At 45.1% G+C, this 20,642-nt stretch carries 19 protein-coding genes and 1 pseudogene; 14 read left to right on the top strand and 6 right to left on the bottom strand.

Features of this window, described 5'->3' with window-relative positions; all coding sequences use genetic code 11:
* Window positions 1-30 precede the first annotated feature (30 nt).
* Complete coding sequence (gene purD / locus F6Q11_RS00595) at window positions 31-1,365, bottom strand: phosphoribosylamine--glycine ligase (RefSeq protein WP_297025771.1); 1,335 nt, start codon at window positions 1,363-1,365, stop codon at window positions 31-33.
* A 121-nt stretch (window positions 1,366-1,486) separates the two neighbouring features.
* Complete coding sequence (locus tag F6Q11_RS00600; RefSeq protein ID WP_297025772.1) at window positions 1,487-2,038, bottom strand: SMC-Scp complex subunit ScpB; 552 nt, start codon at window positions 2,036-2,038, stop codon at window positions 1,487-1,489.
* Window positions 2,039-2,349: 311 nt separating this feature from the next.
* Between F6Q11_RS00600 and F6Q11_RS00605 the strand changes: the two genes are divergently transcribed.
* From F6Q11_RS00605 to F6Q11_RS00640, 8 genes are all read left to right on the top strand, one after another.
* Window positions 2,350-3,714, top strand: coding sequence for a cytosine permease (locus tag F6Q11_RS00605; protein WP_297025773.1), 1,365 nt, complete (start codon window positions 2,350-2,352; stop codon window positions 3,712-3,714).
* A gap of 76 nt (window positions 3,715-3,790) precedes the next feature.
* A complete protein-coding gene (gene dcd / locus F6Q11_RS00610; protein WP_297025774.1) occupies window positions 3,791-4,294 on the top strand; it encodes a dCTP deaminase in 504 nt (167 codons plus the stop codon).
* Window positions 4,295-4,811: 517 nt separating this feature from the next.
* Window positions 4,812-5,309 carry an acyl-CoA thioesterase gene (locus F6Q11_RS00615; RefSeq protein WP_297025775.1) on the top strand — a complete coding sequence of 166 codons (498 nt, stop codon included), beginning with the start codon at window positions 4,812-4,814 and terminating at the stop codon, window positions 5,307-5,309.
* Between the two features lie 209 nt (window positions 5,310-5,518).
* Window positions 5,519-5,776 carry a UPF0147 family protein gene (locus tag F6Q11_RS00620; RefSeq protein WP_297025776.1) on the top strand — a complete coding sequence of 86 codons (258 nt, stop codon included), beginning with the start codon at window positions 5,519-5,521 and terminating at the stop codon, window positions 5,774-5,776.
* 378 nt (window positions 5,777-6,154) lie between these two features.
* Entirely contained in the window at window positions 6,155-6,517 is a 363-nt protein-coding gene (locus F6Q11_RS00625) for an ArsR family transcriptional regulator (protein WP_297025777.1), read from the top strand.
* Window positions 6,518-6,641: 124 nt separating this feature from the next.
* Window positions 6,642-8,639, top strand: coding sequence for a hypothetical protein (locus F6Q11_RS00630; protein ID WP_297025778.1), 1,998 nt, complete (start codon window positions 6,642-6,644; stop codon window positions 8,637-8,639).
* A gap of 148 nt (window positions 8,640-8,787) precedes the next feature.
* Window positions 8,788-10,335: an aldehyde dehydrogenase family protein gene (locus F6Q11_RS00635; protein WP_297025779.1), complete on the top strand. Its 1,548-nt coding sequence runs from the start codon at window positions 8,788-8,790 to the stop codon at window positions 10,333-10,335.
* 43 nt (window positions 10,336-10,378) lie between these two features.
* Window positions 10,379-11,908: an oligosaccharide flippase family protein gene (locus F6Q11_RS00640; RefSeq protein WP_297025780.1), complete on the top strand. Its 1,530-nt coding sequence runs from the start codon at window positions 10,379-10,381 to the stop codon at window positions 11,906-11,908.
* Window positions 11,909-11,935: 27 nt separating this feature from the next.
* Here F6Q11_RS00640 and F6Q11_RS00645 read toward each other — a convergent pair whose 3' ends face one another.
* Window positions 11,936-12,565, bottom strand: coding sequence for a translation initiation factor IF-2 subunit beta (locus tag F6Q11_RS00645; RefSeq protein WP_297025781.1), 630 nt, complete (start codon window positions 12,563-12,565; stop codon window positions 11,936-11,938).
* 178 nt (window positions 12,566-12,743) lie between these two features.
* On the opposite strand from F6Q11_RS00645, the gene F6Q11_RS00650 reads away from it, so the two are divergent.
* The 3 genes and pseudogenes from F6Q11_RS00650 to tnpA all read left to right on the top strand — a co-directional run.
* Window positions 12,744-13,154, top strand: coding sequence for a ribbon-helix-helix domain-containing protein (locus tag F6Q11_RS00650; RefSeq protein WP_297025782.1), 411 nt, complete (start codon window positions 12,744-12,746; stop codon window positions 13,152-13,154).
* A 38-nt stretch (window positions 13,155-13,192) separates the two neighbouring features.
* Window positions 13,193-13,897, top strand: a complete 705-nt coding sequence (locus F6Q11_RS00655) for a hypothetical protein (RefSeq protein WP_297025783.1) — start codon at window positions 13,193-13,195, stop codon at window positions 13,895-13,897.
* 193 nt (window positions 13,898-14,090) lie between these two features.
* Window positions 14,091-14,351, top strand: a pseudogene (gene tnpA, locus F6Q11_RS00660) (IS200/IS605 family transposase); the annotation flags it as partial.
* Window positions 14,352-14,467: 116 nt separating this feature from the next.
* Here the strand turns inward: tnpA and F6Q11_RS00665 are convergent.
* Entirely contained in the window at window positions 14,468-14,899 is a 432-nt protein-coding gene (locus F6Q11_RS00665; protein WP_297025784.1) for an Lrp/AsnC family transcriptional regulator, read from the bottom strand.
* A 132-nt stretch (window positions 14,900-15,031) separates the two neighbouring features.
* Here F6Q11_RS00665 and F6Q11_RS00670 point away from each other — a divergent pair, with 132 nt between their 5' ends.
* Window positions 15,032-15,976 (top strand): asparagine synthetase A, encoded by a 945-nt coding sequence (locus F6Q11_RS00670; RefSeq protein ID WP_297025785.1) that lies wholly within the window; start codon window positions 15,032-15,034, stop codon window positions 15,974-15,976.
* Between the two features lie 9 nt (window positions 15,977-15,985).
* On the opposite strand, the gene F6Q11_RS00675 is transcribed toward F6Q11_RS00670, so the two are convergent.
* Complete coding sequence (locus tag F6Q11_RS00675; protein WP_297025786.1) at window positions 15,986-17,386, bottom strand: MFS transporter; 1,401 nt, start codon at window positions 17,384-17,386, stop codon at window positions 15,986-15,988.
* A gap of 7 nt (window positions 17,387-17,393) precedes the next feature.
* Window positions 17,394-17,816 carry a cyclic nucleotide-binding/CBS domain-containing protein gene (locus tag F6Q11_RS00680; protein ID WP_297025787.1) on the bottom strand — a complete coding sequence of 141 codons (423 nt, stop codon included), beginning with the start codon at window positions 17,814-17,816 and terminating at the stop codon, window positions 17,394-17,396.
* A gap of 225 nt (window positions 17,817-18,041) precedes the next feature.
* Between F6Q11_RS00680 and psmB the strand changes: the two genes are divergently transcribed.
* Together psmB and F6Q11_RS00690 are read left to right on the top strand one after the other, a co-directional pair.
* Window positions 18,042-18,677 carry an archaeal proteasome endopeptidase complex subunit beta gene (psmB, locus tag F6Q11_RS00685; RefSeq protein ID WP_297025788.1) on the top strand — a complete coding sequence of 212 codons (636 nt, stop codon included), beginning with the start codon at window positions 18,042-18,044 and terminating at the stop codon, window positions 18,675-18,677.
* Between the two features lie 41 nt (window positions 18,678-18,718).
* A complete protein-coding gene (locus tag F6Q11_RS00690; protein WP_297025789.1) occupies window positions 18,719-20,638 on the top strand; it encodes a beta-CASP ribonuclease aCPSF1 in 1,920 nt (639 codons plus the stop codon).
* Window positions 20,639-20,642: the final 4 nt, after the last annotated feature.

Genomic DNA, 20,642 nt, shown 5'->3' on the forward strand with positions numbered 1-20,642 from the left:
ATGTAATTGTTTCAATTATTACAATTTTGGTCATCTTTGTATTCGAGTGAATTTCTCATCGCCCAGGAGCGCCATCGATTTCCGGATCTTTGATTCAATGAATTCCGATCTGCCTATGTCTTTCCTCACGTAATAATTGCCTTTGACATGAGCTATGGATGAATCAACTATATCAGAGGCCTCCGGTATGCTCTCGGCCTTCGCAATTATTGCCAGGGATCTGGAGGTGGTTTGCTTGAGTCTATACATATCACCGCTTACGGATGCGTACAGGACGTCAACTCCGTTTTGGAAGATCTCTCTGTCCAGCTCTATCTCACCCGGTTTTGGATCGGATCCATAGCCTACAGGAACGATGTATTTCAGCACCGTGGCCTTCTTCTCGAATATCTTGTCTCCCTGGAGGTTTCCGTCATATATCTGATGCAGTGTCTCGACGAAGTCGCTCTTCAGAAGCGAGAGCACATTTATTCCCTCCGGATCGGCGAACCTTGCGTTTATCTCTATTACCTTCACTCCGCGCGGGGTATCCATGAACTGCCCGTACATTACACCCTTGAACGGAGTATTCTCTGAGTTCATAGATCTAACGATATCGATTATTATGTGTCTTGCCTCCTCCGGGGCCCGATCGCTGAGGAAAGGCAGCGTGAACGTCGAATCGGATATAGACCCCATGCCGCCCGTGTTTGGCCCGGTATCACCCTCGTACGCCCTCTTGTAATCCTGTACTATCGGCATGAATGAGGCGTTCTTCCCGTCCACGAACGCCTGAAGACTGAACTCCTCCCCAACCATCTTTTCCTCGATGAGCACGACACCGTCCCTCCTAAGAACTTCGAGTGCATAGCTTCTTGCTTCTTCGACCGTCTTCAGCTGCTCGCCCATAACCTTTACTCCCTTTCCACCTGTCAGTCCAATTGGCTTAACTGCAACATCATGGTCTAGGCTTCTGAAAGCTTCGTTTACCTCCTCCTCGCTAAAGCATTCTTTGAAATCAAGGTTCCCTGGTATATTGTGCCTCTTCATGAGTTCCCTCATGAACATTTTTGAGGTCTCAATCCTTGCCGCCTCCATGGTAGGCGATGCAACCGGAATCCCGCGCTTCAGGAGGTTGTTGACCAGCGGTGTGTCAAGGACTGGATCGGGCCCTATGAATACGATGTCAACGGAATTGTCAACTGCAAACTCCTCTATCTTCCTGTAATCCAGTTCATTCGCAATAACATACTTAGAAGAAAGAGATTTTATGGATGGGTTTTCATGCCCTATGGCCGAGATGAGTGTTGCTCCTGACCTTGTTATGGCTCTTGCTATCGCATCCTCCCTTCCACCGCTGCCAACGAGCATAACCTTCTCTGTCATATCATTTCACCATTGAATTGCATCATACAATGAAGCAGATCCTCAATTCATCTTTTCATATATTACACATTCGATCCGGATGACCTCGCGTGCAACGATGGAACAAGCTGATCCAAAAGCATCATTCCTGTTGATTCGATGCACTACCGTCATCTCCGGATGATTTGTTAGCTATCTCGCTTCTTATCCTCTTTGCGAATTCCTCTTTTGAAATGCCGAAGTAGCTTTCAAATTTCCTTCCCAGTGTGTATATTCTGGAATTTCCTCTGCTAACGGATCTCACAAGACCCATGTCCTCCAGATGCCCAAGAATCTGGTCAGTTCTCTGGTGCGCTATCTTCTTTATCGCAGTAAGGCTAAGCCCTCTCTCACTTATGGCTATATTGGCTATCACCTTCATTTCAGATCCTGAGATATCTGGAGGAGAGACAGCATAGGCCTCAGAAAAATACTGTGATTTAAGCTGTATTCTGTATTTGTATCCATAGGAGGCCACTTCCAATGCTCCATCCCTTTTCTCGTAATCCCTCCTGAGGTCCATCACGGCCCTTCTTACTATCAAAGGATCAACTGAGAGTATCTGTGAGATCAGTTTGATGCTCACTGGTGACCTGCTGGAATATAAAATTGCCTCTACCTTTCTGATTACCTCACCATCCAGATCCAGACTCATATGATCTTCACCCTAAAATTTCGAATTGGATTGAGATGCCCTAAATGCGGAACACAGTCAAAATATGCCTCGATCCTATCATCATTCCTGGCGCTCATGAAAGAGGGCTCATGGCGTGTATTCTTCTCACGAGTAAACATAGATGTGCGGAAATTTATGCCGTCGGAATATATGAACCTTCCATTTCTAATGTGTAGGCCAAAAGATTAACCATGTTATCAAGAAAAGTTCGAATTCGGATCGAAAGATCTTCGTGGTTCTGCTCTGATAGTAGATAATAAAATTTATTAATGATAGCGCACTGCTGAATTATGAATGCCGAACACAAGTTCGGATCTGATATAGAAAATTACAGTAATTTAGGGAATGAAGCTGATCTTGCGAATGACAGAAGACCATCCACCATGTTCTACATATGGTTTGCCTCTAACCTTACGGTGGGTGACTTTGCGGTTGGCTTTATTCCTGTATACCTTGGCCTCCCTCTGATCTATTCTGTATTGGCGATTGTTATCGGTACGCTTGCCGGCGGTGTCATGCTCGCGTATATGAGCCAGCTGGGGGCAATCTACAGGGTTCCACAGATGTACATGGGGAGGGTGCCATTTGGTTCCGTTGGAGGTTCGCTCTTGTCCGTGCTGCAGTGGGGAAATACGGCAGGTTGGCTGACCGTTAACGTGATTCTCGCATCGCTGGCCATATATCAAATAGTCAGGATACCATATTATTTTATAGTTCTGCTGATCGTCGCAATAGTGGCTTTAACAGCGATAATAGGCTACCGGGCGATAAGGATCCTTGAAAGATCTATGTCGTATGTTCTCGGGATCCTCTTCGTTTTCCTTGTGCTGTTTCTGCTGCATTCTCACGCTACCATATCTTACCAATACACGGTTTCATTCAATATACCGGCTGCGTTCGGAATAACGTTCGCCTCAGCATTCTCGTATATAATGTCCTGGGGTCCATACGCTGCGGATTACTCCAGACACGTATCATCGACAAGAGGTTCGAAGCTGATATTCCATTACACTCTACTTGGCTCAGTGATTGCATCGATATTTGCTGAGATGGTGGGCATTATGGTTTCCGCGGCTTCAGGAAACCCTTCTGGATCTCCTGCCGCCGATCTTGCCAAAGTGATGGGCAGATATGCAATGATAGGCTTAGTAGCGCTGTTTCTCGGCGGTATCTCTGCTAATGCCATAAACCTCTATTCTAACTCACTGGCATTCCTGTCCATAGGCTTCAAAACACGGAGGTGGGTAGCAATCGTCGTGGCATCGGTATTCTCCTTTGCTCTGGGCATAGTGGGGTTCTTCAGGTTCTACGGTTTCTATGAGACGTTTCTATTCATACTCGATTACTGGATAACACCATGGATAGGCATAATGATAGCGCATTTCTTCGTTCTCGCAAGGCTCGGGCACGCAGAGTTTGAAAGGCTTCCTAGGCTGGTGAAACCAGGTATATATGCCTACATAATATCTATAATAATATCCATACCATTCATGTCTCCAGCAGGGATAATAAACATGCCCATTGCCACTATTCTCCATGGTGTTGACATAAGCTATTTTGTGTCATTCTTTTCTGCCATGATACTCTACATCTATTTTTCGGAAAGGTTTAGAAACGAGGCCGTTTCCAGCTCCGTTTCAGGTACGACAAGATGATGAATACAGGTCGATAACTGGACACTGCCAAAAACGGAAATCACATTTATCTATTTATGATCGGATAACCGTCATAATGATATTGAACGATGGTACAATAATGAGGATGGTAGGCGAGGGATTTCTCATCTCTGAAAATTTTGATGCAAGCAGCCTTACACCCAATGGGTATGATCTCCGTGTTGATGTTATTGACATCCAGGGCAAGCAGTGTACGGAATGCGAGATCAAGCCAATGAGGCATTTTCTTGTTTCAACAATAGAGATATTGAATATGCCGGAAGACACGGTTGGTATGATATGGACAAGATCTACCTTTGCTCGCAAAGGGATAATTGGATCGTTCGGAGCAATAGATGCAGGATACCATGGCAATCTCACACTTTCCTTCTTCAATGCTGGAATTGGTCTGAATCTGAAGAGAGGTGAGAGGATTGCACAGATCGTATTTATGAAGATGAATGAGAATGCAGAGAGGCCATATCACATGAGATCAGGCAACTATCAGCATTCTCGCGGACTGGTCAGGGAACCGCAGGCTTCAAACAAGGACGGAGACCACAATCTCCCGTCGCAATGAAGCCCCTACCTTTAGTGTGGATAGGGATTAACCCTTCAGTTCAAACTTTCTTCCCAGCTAAGAACGGGAGGAGGCACTCACAGATACGTTCATCAATTTCAATGGGGCCTGTGATTAAGTTTCCAGGACAGCCTCTGGAAGGAAATTCTACAACAGGAATTTCATGCATGGAATCGTATATAGAGACAGGGTTGCAGTCAATCAGCCTGTTGTGACGATTACTATTTTCGCTCATTCGATCCTCCCAGCTGCAAGATCTGATGCTTTAGCAAGGAGCAGCTGACAAATAGAGATCGATCGCTGAAGAATAGGATGTATTATTCATAAGGATTCCTTTTCATTTCAAGTCTCTTCTATTTTTCGATACATCATTCAGTTCACGGTCATGGCAAATGATTACAGGAAATCGTAATTATCGCATTCAGGCTCATTTAGGATAATCTGTTTGATCATATCTCTTCGATTCTTGTTCAAAATTGTATGGATAAAAATATAAATTATGCAATGATAGGGACTTATGGAAACCAAGAAGCCATCGGAATCTGAAACATTCGTTGAGAGGATGGTTCTGCCCGAGGATATGGATATATACGAATACCTGTATGGCGGCAGACTCATGGAATGGATTGATAACTGTGCATCGATAGTTGCAACAAAGCACTGCAGGAAAAGAACGGTTACAGGAAGCATTGACTCGCTTTTCTTTCTCCTGCCCATACACTTGGGGGATATGGTTATCCTCCATGGCTACATAAATTACACAACGAAGTCAACCATGGAGATAGAGATAGATGTCATAAAGGAGGAAGGTCTGACAGGAATAAGGAGATACGCCACAAAAGCCTATCTAACCTATGTCGCCATAGATTCAGATGGGCGACCAACAGAGATCCCTCAGATTGTGCCTGAGACGGATGAGGAGAAGAAGAGATACCAGGATGCAGAGAAAAGGGCTGAAGAAAGAAGAAAACGCCTGGAATCAATAAAACAGCAGCTGGCCACAATGGTCCCATGAATGAAGCCTGCGTTATTATTCCTGGACATGACATATTAGGTCTGATCTATCAACATAAGGAAAGATGCTGTTCGGAGAATGTTTCCATTGAGAAGTTTTATATTTTTTCATGGGATTCGCCATCCATATCCGCCTCAATATAAACATAAGTGGACTTAAGGTTGAAAAAACAATATGGGCGGGTAACGAAGAAATGAGGGGTGGTTAGGGTGGATCAGAACCTTTTCAATGAAGTGATGTACCTCCTGGATGAACTGTCTCAGGATATAACGGTTCCAAAGAACGTCAGGAAAGTTGCTCAGGATTCAAAAGTAAAGCTGTCTCAGGAGAACGAGAGCCTTGATCTTAGGTGCGCCACCGTTCTTTCCATGCTGGACGAGATGGCAAACGATCCGAATGTCCCAGCGCATGGGAGGACTGATCTGTACACGATCATAAGCAAACTCGAAGCTCTATCTAAAAGTTGAATTTTTATATTATGCCACGGCTGATCTCGTATCTCAAAGATGGTATGATGATCCTGGATAGACTAACCACGCTTTTTTTATTGTAGTTTCTCTATTTTCCTTTGCATATCCTCTACGCTTACCAAGTGGTGTGATGCTTGAGTAATATTGGTGCATTCCGAACTCACGCCTGTGGACATCGCTATTTTGGCTTGTCTGGATGTCCGGAGAGGCAGATGTCCCTTCGGCGGGAGGAAGCTCCGAAGCTTAACCTGAGATGCAGCTCACATTTGCCATTTGTCTCCATGAGAATGGTAAATCGATGGGACGATCAAAAAGTATATATACACCATTATTTAAAAAAGCTAAATATTTATAGAAATATAATATTATGGTACGATGAACATGGTTCTGAGCGAAGATGCTGAGAAACTGGCAAAATATCTGATGATTGCAGATATTCCAAGGAGCGTCGCGTATACCCTTGTATACATGAGGGACAAGGACGAAGTAACCAGCGTTGAGATAGAGAGAGAAACCGGACTCAGACAGCCGGAAGTCTCTATCGCCATGCAATGGTTGCGCAGGAAAGGGTGGATCACTAAACGGAACATGAAAAAGGAAGGAAAGGGCAGGCCCATCCATGGATACAGGCTTTCCAAATCTTTCAATGAGATCCTTGAGGAGATCATACAGGACCTGAGCAAGAAGATCAACGAAATAAACTACAATATTGAGCAATTGAAGAATTACAGGAGATAATCTTCAGATCACTATTTTTATTTCATATGTATTTTTATATTAGCATGGTCGTATTCTTCTTCGACGCATGAAATTCCAATTTTACTGAGAAAATTAATTAATATAGAATGCGATCCTCATTTTAATGAACCGAAGGATAGTCTCAGCTCTTGGTGTTATCGCTATTGCAGCGCTTATCATAAGGCTGATACCATCCTTGACCAGCTATGGCTGGGGCAATGACTTCGGCATATATTATTACATAACGCAGGACTATGTTAAATCAAGATTGCTGGTCATAGATGTACCTTCGCAGTGGGGTACATCAGGTTACGGTTCATTTCCTGTAATGTACTGGGTAATTTCCCTGATCTACTTTGTCACAGGAATAAAGTGGAATATACTGCTCAAGTTTGTTCCACAGTTCTTCGGCGCGATGACGGTGATCCTCATATTCTTCATAACGAGGGAGATAACCAGAGACGACAGGATGGCTCTTGTGGCCGCGGCGTTCCTCTCTGTAAATCCGGTTCAGGCCTACCAGACCTCAATATCATCTATACTTGTTTTCGGTCACTTCTTTGGGCTTCTGACCATCCTTTCTCTGTTTGTGTCGTTCAGAAAGAGGTATTTTATAATACCTACATCGATATTTTCAGTGTTTCTGGTGATGTCTCACCAGCTTTCAACATTCATGTATCTGCTTGAGATCATAGGAATCCTCGCTTACTACAAGATATCTAAAGGTTATGTCGAAGAAAGATACAGGCACTTCCTATTCGGTTTTTCCGCATTCATGTTTGTATATTGGCTCGTAAACGTTCCAAACACGAAAGGATTTATAACAGGCGGTGCTGACGGCCTCCCATGGTATGCGGTTATTGCCATTTATTTTGCCGTCATATACATGTTCTTCAACCTGCCTGGAAAATACATGACCGTTATCAGGAACCTGATCTTGAAACTGAAGCCCATGGATAAGAAGATAACTGCTCCGATCACCGTTGCTCTTTCATTTCTAGTGCCAAGCGTCGCGGTATTGATCTATCAAAAATACATAGTGAACCTGAGCGGTTATTCGTTCTTCGTGTTCATACCGGTTCTGCTTTCGGTCAGCATAGCTGCCTATGGATATATCGTGGTCTGGAAGAAGTATAGGATCCTGCTGGGGATGCTATCACTCCTCCTTATTGTGGCAATATACGCTGCCATGACCATGAGCGGTGTACTGCTGCCAGGAAGATTCTTTGAGTATATATTCGAGATACTCTCTATTTATGATGGCATCGCCATAGTCAGCTATCTAGACTCCAAGAAGCCCAAGGAAATAAAGATAGAATACAAGATCAAATCAACGAAGCCATCCCCTGTGGTGGTGGGCCCATCGTTCGGAATAAACGTTACGGCACCATCGATCTATTACTATCCATCAGGAACCGGATACGAGAGCACGAAGTTCTACTATCAACGGAAGAGGTACAGTGCTTCGCAGATACTGATATCTGCAGTCATGATAGTGATCATAGTCGGATCCGCTGGATCAGTTTATCCGCTCGGTCATGTCGTTGTGCCGTCTGGTACTCAGGCAATATCGTATCAAGATTACTATGCTATAGAATGGATAGACTCGCATGCAAACGCCAACTACAGCGTGCTTTCTGATCACAGGCTCGGGTTGCTCATCGAGGCCGACAACATAAGCGATCCGTTCGAATACGCATCATTCATATGGAATTCCACCGACTACCCAATAATAGTGCAGGAACTATCAGGGCATTTCACAAACCACACCACGAAGCCAATCGAATTCATCCTCATTGATAATTACATGTACACAGACGGTGTCTGGGGATACGAGGGTGCCGTCAATCCGGACAGGCCTCCCATCAAATTCACCAACGAGACATTTCTTAAATTCATGTACGAACCGTTCGTGCCTGTTTACTTCAACTATTCAGCTGATAAAAGCCAATGGGCACTTATAATAGAGGTGAACTGGACATATATAGACGATCACTATTCAATGAATGTTAGCGCTCCGCCGATCGTGCATACGCCGGTATCCTCCAACGTGGTTTTCGTACTGAATACAATAAATCCACAGCTCATAGTATCTTACAGCAAATATGATCAGTCATCCTGATCTTCAGATTATGGGCATCGAATTCTGGTGAAGGACGATCTGAACATTATCTGATTTTTTCCCTCATGCCTCAATGTATATAGATGTCATAGAAAGTATCTGTCTAGCATTCTGCAAAATAATATGTATTGTTTTGCAATAATATGCTATGCCATTCGAAAATGAAAACACCTATATCAGGATGGTAGAGGCAGGAAAAGAGGACGAATTTCATAGGAAGTACGAGGAAGCACTCAAGCAGGTGGAAGTCTATTTCCACAAGGAATATCCGAATATCATAGCCGATGACGTCGTTGAGAGCAAGAAGATAAAAGACATAAGCCCGATCGATGGAAGTGAAATTGCAACATTCCAGCTGGCGTCTGATGAATCCGTCAAAAGGGCAGTAGACATGCTTCATCGGTCTTACAAGGATTGGTACAATCTCGGCTACATGAAGCGGGCTCTCACATTCCTGAAGGCAGCAGACATGCTTAGCGATCAGAAATTCAAGTTTGCAGCCATACTCACATACGAGAATGGTAAGAACAGGTATGAAGCCATGGGGGACGTTGACGAAGCAATAGACTTCATGCGCTTCTATGCGATCAACCTGATAGAGAACCAGGGCTTCATCAAACTCACGGGTAAGGCTTACAAGAACGAGGAATCCATGAGTGTGATGAAGCCTTATGGTGTATTCGGTGTCATATCTCCGTTTAACTTCTTCTCCATAGGCGTAGGAATGAGCTCTGGGCCACTCGTTACTGGAAACGCGGTCATACTCAAGCCCAGCAGTGATATACCTCTGTCGCTGTACCTCTGGGTCCGCCTAATGCATGAGGCCGGTGTTCCAAAGGAAGTGCTGGCTTACGTATCTGGATCGGGCAGCGTCGTCGGAAGGCATATCGTTGAGAACAGAAATGTGGCCGGTATAGTTTTCACAGGATCAAGAGAGGTCGGGCTGGACATACAGAGGAAGTCCATAGACAACGGTCCTAAAGTCGTAATCACTGAGATGGGTGGAAAGGACGCCATAATCGTATCAAACAAGGCCGATCTGAACAAGGCCGTGGAAGGTGTAGTGAGGGCAGCATTCGGCTTTGCAGGGCAGAAATGCAGCGCCTGCTCGCTGCTCTACGTTCACAAGGATATCTACGATGAGTTCATGAAGCGCCTGAAGGAGAGGACTGAGCAGATAAAGCCAGACGATCCTAGAAAGAAGGAAACTTTCCTCAACCCCGTCATAAACAAGGAGGCCTATGATAAATTCGTATCTTTGAAGGCTGAATACAATAAAGGCAAGATACTCACCGGTGGGCACGAGTTGAAGAGGCCGGGATTCTATGTCGAACCAACCATAGTCACAGATCTGCCTAGGGATGCTTACATAGCCAGAAATGAGATCTTTCTCCCAGTACTCAGCGTGTTCAAGTGCAACAGCGTGAAGGAAGCCATAGATGATATAAACAGCATGGATTACGGCTTGACAGGCGGTATATTCACCGAGGATCCGAATGAGATACAGTACTATTTCGACAACGTGGAGGTCGGTGTCCTGTACGCCAACAGAAAGAGCGGTGGATCTACGGGTGCCATGGTTGGATCGCAGCCATTCGTCGGCTGGAAGCTCAGCGGTGTCTCAGGAAAGGGCACAGGGTCATTCTATTACCTCATGCAGTTCCTGAGAGAGCAGGCACAGACCATAGCACACTAAAAGCATGAAATAATTTTATTCTCTTTTTTACATACCCCTAGCGTTGTTAAGCAGGAAGTCGCCGATCATCGTCACTGCAAATATAATCAACGCCATTGCAGGGTATCTTGGCCTTTTCTTCATCACGAGGTACGTTGGCATAATCATATGGGGATTCGTCGCCTTCGGTATGGGGTTCACAGGCATTTTTTCTCTGGCGACAGAGCTTGGATTCAGCTCCGCTTACACCAAGAGCGTCTCAGAGGGCTATGACGTCCGGGATGCAACAAGCACATTCTTTGCGGTCAAGCTGATGCTGGCCGTTATATTTGTTATCATCACGCTCTCCGCGCTCACTGTATGGACTGATGTACTGCACAGGGGTTTTCAGAATCCAGTGGAATACTGGGTCATAATAGCGCTGATACCTTATTATTTCTCCGGTACTCTGCTTTCGATACCCAGATCCTATTATTCTTCCACATTTTCCCCATACAGGCAGGTTCTCCCATCAATAGTTGAGGCGCTTTCGAGAAACAGCCTCTTCATTGCCATAGGTGTGGTCTACTACACGCATATATGGAGGCTACCTGATGCAGACATCGCAATAGTCATAGGATCTGTTTATTCCCTCACATACACCGTATATTTCCTGTTCATGATGCATCTGGGTAAGCCATGGCATTTCCAGAAGCCAAGCATCTCTACGTTCAGATACTTCGCCGCCGTTGCAATACCGCTTGCCGCAACCACCGGAATTGCCACAATAAACGGAAATATCGATAAGGTCATCATACAGTTCTACTGGCATGCCGATGCAACCAGTGCTCTTTACACCTCACAGATACTAGGTACTGCGCTGATATCATTCTCCGGCGCGATAACAGGCTTCTTTTTGCCCATATTGGCGAGGAGGCACAAGAAGATCGACATGACGTATGATTCTTATGACCTTGAAAAATACGTATCTCTGTTCATTCTTCCATTTGTCATAATACTGGCAATGTTCTCCATCTACTTCCTCAACATATTCAGCGCAGGATACAGGAAGTACTCCGACATACTGGTCTTTGTCGCTCTTGGAAACTATATTTCGATAATAACGTCGCCTTTTACCTCAGCTGTCATAGCTTCTGGCAAGACCTGGAACATAGCCAAGATAACCACGCCGTCCATAATAGCAAACATCGCTCTTAACTTCCTTTTTGTCCCCCGATCCGTTTTCGGATTCACTGGTTTATCAATGGGCCCAGCAGGCACAGTATTTGCATCATTTCTTACGGCGTCTGCGGATTACGTGATATACCGCTACCTGTACTATCGTGTTGAGGGCTGGAACGACGTGACAATACTCAGGCAGTTGATACCGGCTTTAGCTGAAATAGCGGTTGGATACGTCATAATAAGGATGATAAAACCGTATCCATTCATCGAGCTCTTGGGATCATCTCTACTGCTTCTTCTTGTTTTCTTCCTTGTTGCCATTGCCATCGGAGAGATAACTGGTTCAGAGATACTGGAGTTCCTCAAAAACCTGAATCCTGTAAATATACCAAGAAACATAAGAGAGGAGAGGCAGACCGATAAGAAATGAGAAATATAGGAGAATCGATCAAACTTCCTATTTCTTCTCCTGTTTGTCCCTCTCTATGATCTCGCCTATGGCCACATCGTTCTTTACCTTTTTTATGCGTATCTTTACGGTCTCTCCCTTCTTGGCACCGGGGACGAATATGGTGTACCCCTTATAGGTTGTCCTGCCCTCACCGGAACTGCCAACCTCGGTTATTTCTACCACGTATTCCTTTCCCTCTTCCACGGTCTCATCATCCTTGACCTCCCTCACCGAGTGTATGGGATGCTGCGCACCGCATGCCTTGCATACGAGGAGAGAGATCCTTCCTGACTTCTGTATTTCGGTATCCAGCGACCCGCACTCGTAGCATCTGACATACGTGTTTATGTATTCGTTCATCTTGTCTAGGAGTTCTTCGAGCGTCAGTTTACGATTTATTATCAGTCTCCTCCCGTTCTGAACAATGTTTGTACCGAATTCTCTTGTGAGGAACTTTATGATGTGTTCCGGGTCCCTGTTTATGATATCCACTATGTCCTGAAAATTCCTGATTATCGTGGCCTTGCCTTCCCGGATTATCTCCGGATCTGGTATCTTCAGCCTGTCAATGTTCTTCGTTGAACTTGATAATACACCCTTTGCCTTTTCAAGGAGTTTTTCATAATCATCGGTCATGTATGACGTATGCTAACGTTCAATATTAATTTGAAGATTACTGCAGGATGCCTCCTCAGATCGTGTGCATTTATATGCAATAATTAAATACTAATAATACATGATAAATGTACAAATGTCAGTACATGGTAGAAAAATTAATATAGTATCTGCATTATAGTTTTATGAGGAGTTGAAATTGCTCAACAAAGATGTCAAGCTCACACTGCGTATATCTGAGGAAGACATCAATGAAATAGATAACTTCTTGAATTCTTATCCTGAATTCGGCAGCAGATCCGAATTTATCAGGCATGCCGTGATGTCGTACATATCAAGCAGGAGGGTTTCCGTTGTCAGGGATCAATCTCAGAGCAGTTCTGATCTCGATCTGGATGAAAATACTGTCAATATTATAAAGACTGTCATAGAGAAAGGCTTCTTCAAGTCGGAGAGGGATCTCATAAGCGCCATAGTCAGGGAGTATGTGGACGTGTTTCTGCTGGACTTCGTTAAGAGAAAATCGAAGAACATGAAAGATCTCATGGGCGAACTCTCCTCGTTTGAAGGAATCAAGCACAGTAATCTGGAGAAGAAGAATGGAAGGTGATCGATATACAAAAGCGTTTCGAGGTTTTCGAAAGGAGCATGGATTCCCGTGCGAGCCTGGCTGAACTCTACTACCGGCAGAAAGCGAACGTTGCCGTAGTCTCGATAGGCAATGCCGGCTTCAGGGTTGTTAAGAAGATGAGGCCCATAGAGGTGAAGAACGTTGATACCTACGCGATAATACAGGATAGCAATCAGCAGAGTCATGCCTATGACGGTATGGTATCGGACGATCGCGGAGAAATTAAAATTTCGCTTTACACGCTGAATTCAGAGAAAAATCCGTTCCTCAGATATACGTCGGGTCCAATTAAGATATTGAACGGCGTTAACAACCGCAAAGAGGATGAGGATATGTTCATGAGGATCGCCGATAGTGCAGTAGCTTTCGTTATAGTCAGCGGATTTGGTGGTAATTTCTCGCAGGCTGTACATCTGCATCTCCTTGGTTGTCTCAACGCCATGGGGAAGGAAACGCTGAACGCGATCATCATACCAGGCAGATATGAGGAAAAACGCAGGCAGAAGGCGATATCTGGCATAAAGAAGCTTGAAAAGATGAATGTACCATACGTAACATTTGACAATGAGGATCTAAAGGAGTCCATAGATACGGCGGTGATAACTGAGAGAATAGATGCAGTCAATCTCAGGATAGCGGATAGCCTTGACGAATACATATCATCTATTTCATCCTCTATAGACCGGCTGAAATACAATCTCATTGAGGATATAAGGCGTTGATGATCCGGTGCCTTTGGATATAATGATCAATTTTTTTAAAAGTACGATAAATCCGAAATTGTATCGCTCGGCAATCTCAGTATCGAAACGTGAGTATCTGATTACAAAGATATGACCAGGAAAGTTCAGAACGTCAGCGAGGAGGTGAACTGCGAGAAGTATATAAATAGAGATGGTAGAATGTTTTTGAAAGATGGAAAAAGTCAACAAGGAGAAGGAATACCACCATGAAAGTCATATAGTGTACAGTTGTCAGTACCATGTGATATTTTGCCCGAAATATAGGAGAAGTGTGCTTGATCCACCAATTGATGGCAGGTGGAAACAACCCATCATTGAAGGGTAGGATGATTATGGGTATAAGGTACTTGAAATGGAGGTGATGTCAGACCACGTCCATCTCCTTTTAGATGCTAACACGAAGATGTGTGTGTACTATGTTGTGAATATAATTAATGAAAAATAGGGGTTTGGTGGAAGCTTTAGGTCTCAACACTTCAAAGAGGAGTAGATCACAATAGCGCGATATTCAGAAATGGAATATATGACCTGAAATAAGGAAGAAGGTTTTCACTTGACCTCTGAGAACACGGTTATTGTCTGTGCTCTCTCCACGCCAGGCATCTCCCTGAGTTTGTCAAGGACAAAGTTCCCAACGGCCTCGGTGGATGACTCTCTTACCTTTATGAGGATATCCCATTCACCGGCTATTATATAGACATTTTCCACGTCCTTGAAGTTCGCTATCTTTGCTGCAAGCTCGCGCTGCGACAGTCCATCCTTTGGCGTGTACGCGACCAGTATGAAGGCAACAACAGGGACACCCAGTGCCTTATAGTCTGGAACTATGGTGAACTTTTTTATGATTCCGGACTTTATCATGTTCTGCATTCTTTCATATATTGTTACACGTGGTATATCCAGAACGCGCGACATATCTGAGATCTTGTCCCTCGCGTTATCCATGAGGTAATTCAGTATCTGTATGTCTTTTTCGTCCATGGTACAATGATAATAAATGATTATTTAAATTTAGTCATAATGTCTATATTAAGAAATTGATGTTGACGAACATGAACAAAACGTTGATTAAAAATTAACAAAATTCATAAATCTTATCCTGATAGGTTCTGTATGGAATCTGGAGAAATAAATGCACTCGTTGAAGAGATAAGCGATCATCTGGAAAAACCGGAGCTATACCATGCACTGAAGGTGCAGAGTTCCATTAGATCCATAACTTCTGAGTTTTTGAAGGAAAGAGGGTTCATAGAGGTACCGCCGGTCATAATATCTGTGCTCACAGATCCGCTGAACCATCCGGTCTTTGATCCAACGATCGATTATTACGGATACAGGTACTCGCTCACGAAGAGCATGATATTCCACAAGCACCTGCTGACAAAGCATTTTGACAGAATATTCACGTTCTCTCCGAACATCAGGCTTGAGGAGCAGGATAAGGTTAAGACAGGCCGGCACCTGGCGGAATTCACCCAGCTTGACCTTGAGATGAAAGGAGCAAGCAGGGATGAGGTCATTGGGCTCGGCGAGGAGATGATAATAGATCTCTTCAGGAAGATAAAGAAGACTAACGGAGAGGATCTGAAATTCTTTGGAAGGGATCTCGCAATTCCGTCAAGGCCATTCAAGAGGATAGCATATCTGGATGCATACAGGCAATACGGCGAGGACTTCGAACACATACTTTCAAGCGAGATGAAGGAACCGTTCTGGATAGTTGATATACCACTTGAGAAAAGAGAATTCTATGATAGGGAGGATCCGTCAAGGCCAGGTATTCTGGTGGACATGGATCTCATATATCCAGAGGGTTATGGTGAGGCACTTTCAGGTGGCGAAAGGGAATATGAACTCAGCAGGATCATAGATAGAATACACAGAAAGGGGCAGACAGAGGAACAGTTCAAGTGGTACATAGAATTTGCCAGGGAAGGCCTGAACCCTTCTGCTGGTTTCGGTATTGGAATAGAACGCCTGACGAGGTTCATATGCGGTCTTGAAAGGATAGAGGATGCCCATCCATTCCCAAAAATTCCGGGGCACCTATCCCTCTGATCCTTTTTATCATTGATGATTTTCCATAAGCTTTTCAGATAGCACAGTGAATAGAGCCAGAAGGCTTGCTGCGCCAGATACGAGAAATGTTATGGAGATCCCGTTCAGGAAACCTGATTTCACCGCTTCGAAACCAGGTATCTTTATACCAAGGAAGGCAGAGCTTAGAGCCGTCTCTGGTACGTACAGAGCTACTATTGTGAACACCATTGACATACCTATGACTGATCCCAGGTTCAGGATGACCGTCCTTATACCGGCAGCAGATCCTCTCCTGTCTGGAGGAGCGGATGACATCAGTATGGCATTGCTCGGAGTATAGAAAAGCCCAATCCCGAATCCGACCATAACAAGGCCGATGTAGAATGGCACGTTTACGGATCTGACCAGCGAAAGAACTATCGACCCAAAGAAGGAAAGAAACAGACCCGCATATATCAGATGCGATTCCATTCTCCTCGTATTGATGTTCCCGACGAGATAGGAAGAAAGGCTCAGCGATACGGCATATGGTATCACGATTATACTGGATCTCAAAGGCGAAATACCTAAAGGACCCTGCAGCATTATTATAACTATTAGAAGAGCAGAATACCTCGTTATCGAGTTGAGAAACGTCGCTATTGACTGTGTGGCAAATGGCCTTAACCTGAAGAGGGAGATGTCGATGAGCGAATCATCCCTGCCCCTCGACATCAGGATGAAAACTATCAGTGAAACCACTGAGACCACGAGGAATATGACATCCACTGGATTCAACCAGAGATCCGGCGGGGCGAATGTTAGATAAACAACGATGAACACTATGAAGATCGAGAAGAACACGGCAGGCTTCCAGTTTATACTCACCCTGCGCCTCTCTATCTCCCTTAGTTTCAGCGACATAACGTATCCCACAATGCCGAAGGGAACGTTGAAAACGAAAACATATCTCCAGTTTATGGCTGTAAGCAGGCCACCCACAAGAGGGCCTATGGCAGTCGCAATCCCTATCACAAGGCTGTTTGTACCGATGGCCCATTTCAGCTCGTCCTGCCTGAAAGCATCGGCTATTATCGCCAGACTGTTAGAGAAGAGCAGTGCACCTCCAAGACCCTGGAGAACCCTTGCTACCAGCAGCAGAGGGGCATCAGGACTGACCGCGGCCACAGCCGATCCAGAGATGAAGAAAAGATATCCCAGGGCGTAGAGCCTGTTTCTTCCCACAAAATCAGAGTATCTTCCGAACAGTGGAGCACCGATGGTCATTACAAGCGGATAAACGACAAGGATCCATATAACATAGAAGAACGTGGTATGCAGTGATATCATTATTGTGGGCAATGATATCAGAAGCGACGTACTGTTGATCACAGCAAGTAGCGATCCAATGCTCGTGACAGTTATTGCAATCAATTTATATGAATCCATTTGAGGGTCAGAGGTTGCCGAATCTGGATATTATGTCCGAGATGCTATCCATGTAGTCTTTGAATATCCTGAGGATATCGCGAGATGTTATCACGCCAAGGAGCTTGCCGTTCTTCATGACCGGGAGTCTCCGGATACCATTCTTGGCCATGATCTCGGTAACCTTGAATGTTGGTGTGTCTGGATCTATGGATATTATGGGCGAATTCATTATTTCATCGATACGGACTTTCCTCGGGTCTCGGTCTTGCGCTATGATCTTGTTGATGTAGTCCCACTCAGTTACCATCCCTCTGATCTCTCCATTCTCTGCGACTATTGCAAAGCCAACGTGATCCTGAGCCATTATCTTTGCGGCTTCGTATGCAGATGTTTCGCCCGCCATAACCTTGTCGTATTTCCTCATGACGTCTGAAGCGTAAAGCACCATGTCGCAATATCACAATTCTGTATTTACAGATTTGTCAGATATCCAGGTTTTCAGATTGACAAGTGCTCCATTTTCATATTAATTCTGTGACACTGCAAATTGACGATGAGGCCGTATGTGGGATTTTCATTAAATATCAGAATTCAGTTGTCTGATGGAAACGATGGAAAACATTTAATATCATAGGTTAATTATGAGTTAGCCTTTTTAAAAGGAGTTGATGTTATGAATCAGACTTTAGAAACTGGTACAACCACTGTTGGTATCACACTGAAAGATGCTGTGATCATGGCTACTGAAAGGCGCGTCACAATGGAGAATTTCATCATGCATAAGAACGGTAAAAAGCTGTTTCAGATCGATACTTATACCGGGATGACAATAGCGGGGCTTGTTGGAGACGCACAGGTTCTCGTCAGGTACATGAAGGCTGAACTTGAGCTCTACAGGCTTCAGAGGAGAGTCAACATGCCTGTAGAGGCCGTTGCCACCCTTCTATCGAACATGCTCAATCAGGTTAAGTACATGCCATACATGGTACAGCTTCTCGTAGGTGGAATAGACACAGCTCCTCACGTCTTCTCGATTGATGCCGCCGGAGGATCAGTTGAGGATATTTATGCCAGTACAGGATCCGGATCACCGTTCGTCTACGGTGTACTCGAGTCACAATACAGCGAGAAGATGACGGTTGATGAGGGAGTAGATCTCGTTATAAAGGCCATAAGCGCGGCCAAACAGAGAGATTCGGCATCTGGAGGCATGATAGATGTCGCCGTAATAACGAAGAAGGACGGATATGTCCAGCTTCCCACCGAACAGATAGAATCCAGGATCAGGAAGCTCGGATTAATTCTGTAAAATCATCCAATATTTTTTTAAATTTTAAAGGTGTACGACCTATGGGTTTTCATGACTATATTGAAGAAACAAGGCATATATTTGACCGTCTGTATCCGGATAACAAGATAACGGACATAGACTATGAGGGTCCAACGATAGTAGTTTACACGAAGGATCCTGAGCTGTTCGCGAAGAGAGATGACCTTGCTAGGCAGATAGCCCAGGAGATCAGGCGCAGGATAGCCATTAGGCCAGATCCATCAATACTGCTGCCGGAGGATCAGGCACGTGATTCAATAGAGAAGATAATACCGAAGGAGGCAGGCCTTGAAGACATATACTTTGAACCAGATACCGGCGAGGTCATAATAGAACTGGATGAGCCGTCCATAGTTACTGCGCGCGGTACGGACTATGTCCAGGAAATAAAGAGCAAGACGCAGTGGTCACCACGCATAGTGCGGGCACCACCCATGTACTCCAGAACAGTCAAGGAAGTAAGGGAGTTCATGAGGGAGGTGAAGCAGGAGAGAAAGGAGTTCCTGCACAACCTCGGTGTTAAACTCTCAGGGCCACCTATGGTTGGAGAGACATGGGTAAGGTTGACGGCGCTAGGAGGCCATTCAGAGGTTGGAAGGAGTGCTACACTGGTTTCAACAAAGAATTCGAAGGTACTCATAGACTGCGGTATGATGAACGTCGGTCCAGATGCCGACCCATGGGATGCTGCACCATATCTCTATGTTCCAGAGGTACAGCCTCTTAGCACTATCGATGCCGTGATACTTACTCATGCGCATCTCGATCACTCCGGTCTGCTCCCCCTTCTCTTCAAGTATGGGTACGACGGCCCGGTCTACATGACGCCGCCCACCAGGGATCTTGCGGCTCTCCTTCAGAACGATTACATAAAGGTTGCCAGGATGGAGGGCGGAAAGGTTCCATACGAATCAAAGTACATACGCGAGGAACTGAAGCACACCATAACTCTGAGATACGGGGAGACTACCGACATAACCAGGGATATGAGGCTGACCTTTTACAACGCAGGCCATATACTAGGATCGGCCTCAGTGCATCTGCATATAGGCGACGGGCTTTACAACGTTGTCCTGTCCGGGGACGTTAAATTCGAGAAGACATGGCTCTTTAACCCGGCGAACAACAAGTTTCCAAGGGCTGAAACATTCATGACCGAATCGACGTACGGCGGACGCGATGATTATTCTTTCACAAGGGAGGAGGCAACGCAGACGCTGATCGATATCATAAACAGGACGCATGACAGGGGCGGATCAGTCCTGATACCCGTTTTTGCCGTCGGCAGGAGCCAGGAGGTCATGATAGTCCTGGAGGACGCCATGCGCAACGGCAGGATACCACAGATGGACGTTTACCTTGATGGTATGATAATGGAGGCAACGGCAATACACGCTGCTTATCCAGAATACCTCAACAAGGAGCTCCGCGAGGCCATAATGGTCAGGAAGGAGAACCCATTCCTGAGCCCGATATTTAAGAAGGTAGAAACGAGAGAGCAGAGGGAGGACATCTCTGAGAGCCCTGAGAGCAAGATCGTTCTCGCCACATCCGGTATGATGAACGGCGGCCCGGTCATGGAATATTTCAAGGCCTGGTCATCCAATCCTAAGCATACCCTGGTATTCGTCGGTTATCAGGCCGATGGTACGCTGGGGAAGAAGATACAGAGCGGCGCTCCAGAGGTAATGCTGTCTGACGAGGGAAAGAACGTAACCTATCCCGTGAAGATGGATGTCGAGACCGCAGAGGGCTTTTCCGGACATTCCACCAAGAAGCAGCTTCTGGCCTATATCGCAACAATGCAGCCAAAACCAAAGAAGATCCTTGTGAACCATGGGGACAATGGAAAGACAGCCGAGTTCGCACGTCTCGTGAGACAGAGATTCAATATAGAAGCTTATGCGCTTAAAAATTTAGAGACTATACGACTGTTCTAACGGC

The organism is Thermoplasma sp. (assembly GCF_008709555.1).
Lineage (GTDB): Archaea > Thermoplasmatota > Thermoplasmata > Thermoplasmatales > Thermoplasmataceae > Thermoplasma.

Bases quoted from the DNA above. Each gene is read 5' to 3' on its own strand.
- F6Q11_RS00665 (WP_297025784.1), bottom strand. From the start codon at position 14,899: ATGGACGAAAAAGACATACAGATACTGAATTACCTCATGGATAACGCG.
- psmB (WP_297025788.1), top strand. From the start codon at position 18,042: ATGAATCAGACTTTAGAAACTGGTACAACCACTGTTGGTATCACACTG.
- dcd (WP_297025774.1), top strand. From the start codon at position 3,791: ATGATATTGAACGATGGTACAATAATGAGGATGGTAGGCGAGGGATTT.
- purD (WP_297025771.1), bottom strand. From the start codon at position 1,365: ATGACAGAGAAGGTTATGCTCGTTGGCAGCGGTGGAAGGGAGGATGCG.
- F6Q11_RS00600 (WP_297025772.1), bottom strand. From the start codon at position 2,038: ATGAGTCTGGATCTGGATGGTGAGGTAATCAGAAAGGTAGAGGCAATT.
- F6Q11_RS00635 (WP_297025779.1), top strand. From the start codon at position 8,788: ATGCCATTCGAAAATGAAAACACCTATATCAGGATGGTAGAGGCAGGA.
- F6Q11_RS00645 (WP_297025781.1), bottom strand. From the start codon at position 12,565: ATGACCGATGATTATGAAAAACTCCTTGAAAAGGCAAAGGGTGTATTA.
- F6Q11_RS00605 (WP_297025773.1), top strand. From the start codon at position 2,350: ATGAATGCCGAACACAAGTTCGGATCTGATATAGAAAATTACAGTAAT.
- F6Q11_RS00630 (WP_297025778.1), top strand. From the start codon at position 6,642: ATGAACCGAAGGATAGTCTCAGCTCTTGGTGTTATCGCTATTGCAGCG.
- F6Q11_RS00670 (WP_297025785.1), top strand. From the start codon at position 15,032: ATGGAATCTGGAGAAATAAATGCACTCGTTGAAGAGATAAGCGATCAT.
- F6Q11_RS00655 (WP_297025783.1), top strand. From the start codon at position 13,193: ATGGATTCCCGTGCGAGCCTGGCTGAACTCTACTACCGGCAGAAAGCG.
- F6Q11_RS00675 (WP_297025786.1), bottom strand. From the start codon at position 17,386: ATGGATTCATATAAATTGATTGCAATAACTGTCACGAGCATTGGATCG.
- F6Q11_RS00625 (WP_297025777.1), top strand. From the start codon at position 6,155: ATGAACATGGTTCTGAGCGAAGATGCTGAGAAACTGGCAAAATATCTG.
- F6Q11_RS00615 (WP_297025775.1), top strand. From the start codon at position 4,812: ATGGAAACCAAGAAGCCATCGGAATCTGAAACATTCGTTGAGAGGATG.
- F6Q11_RS00680 (WP_297025787.1), bottom strand. From the start codon at position 17,816: ATGGTGCTTTACGCTTCAGACGTCATGAGGAAATACGACAAGGTTATG.
- F6Q11_RS00690 (WP_297025789.1), top strand. From the start codon at position 18,719: ATGGGTTTTCATGACTATATTGAAGAAACAAGGCATATATTTGACCGT.